Annotated in this window: 1 protein-coding gene; it reads left to right on the forward strand. The window is 65.9% G+C overall.

Features of this window, described 5'->3' with window-relative positions:
• A partial coding sequence (locus tag KUW18_RS19560) for an Ig-like domain-containing protein (protein ID WP_222562191.1) occupies positions 1-1,319 on the forward strand: 1,319 nt, incomplete at both ends.

Below are 1,319 nucleotides of genomic sequence, written 5' to 3' on the forward strand. Positions count from 1 at the left end.
GGCAGCGCCGCGGGCGACGGCAGCCAGACCACCAGCGGCACGCTGCCCATCACCACCGGTGGTGACAGCCTGGCCTCACTGGTCATCAACGGCGTCAACGTCACCGCTGGCGGCACCGTGATAGGCGACTTCGGCACGCTGACCGTCAGCGTCTCCGACGCCGGCGACTACAGCTGGAGCTACACCCTCGACGGCAGCACCCAGGATCACACCAGCCAGGGCACCGGCAGCGATGACCTGGCGGATCAGTTCGCGATTACGGCGACGGACAGCGACGGCGACGAAGCCTCCACCGACCTGACCATCCAGGTGCAGGACGACGTGCCGGTGGCGGTGAATGACAGCGCCAATACCGCGGAAGACACCCCGATCACCTATAACGTGCTGGCGAATGACACCCAGGGCGTAGATGGGGCAACGCTGACCGCAGCAACGTTGCGTGACCCGAGTCAGGGCAGCGTATCGATCAATGCCGCGGGGGATGTGACCTTTACCCCGGCGCCGGGCTTCGAAGGCGAAGCGCTGATCGACTACACCATCACCGATGCCGATGGTGACACCAGCGACGCGGTGTTCAGCGTCACCGTGGCGGAAGACTCCACCCCGACCATCAGCGTGCCGGATGACTCCCCGAGCACCGAAGGCGGCCAGTTCACGGTCAGCGAAGCGGGCCTGCCTGGCGGCAGCGCCTCGGGCGACGGTAGCCAGACCACCAGCGGCACGCTGCCCATCACCACCGGTGCTGACAGCCTGGCCTCGCTGGTGATCAACGGCGTTAACGTCACCGCTGGTGGCACCGTAGTGGGCGACTTCGGCACGCTGACCGTCAGCGTCTCCGACGCCGGCGACTACAGCTGGAGCTACACCCTCGACGGCAGCACCCAGGATCACACCAGCCAGGGCACCGGCAGCGATGACCTGGCGGATCAGTTCGCCATCACGGCCACTGACAGCGACGGCGACGAAGCCTCCACCGACCTGACCATCCAGGTGCAGGACGACGTGCCGGTGGCGGTGAATGACAGCGCCACTACCGCGGAAGACACCCCGATCACCTATAACGTGCTGGACAATGACACCCAGGGCGTAGATGGGGCAACGCTGACCACTGCAACGTTGCGTGACCCGAGTCAGGGCAGCGTATCGATCAATGCCGCGGGGGATGTGACCTTCACCCCGGCACCGGGTTTCGAAGGCGAGGCGCTGATCGACTACACCATCACCGATGCCGATGGTGACACCAGCGACGCGGTATTCAGCGTCACCGTGGCGGAAGACTCCACCCCGACCATCAGCGTGCCGGATGACTCCCCGAGCAC

The organism is Halomonas sp. DP5Y7-2 (genome assembly GCF_019802025.1).
Taxonomy (GTDB): Bacteria; Pseudomonadota; Gammaproteobacteria; order Pseudomonadales; family Halomonadaceae; genus Halomonas; species Halomonas litopenaei_A.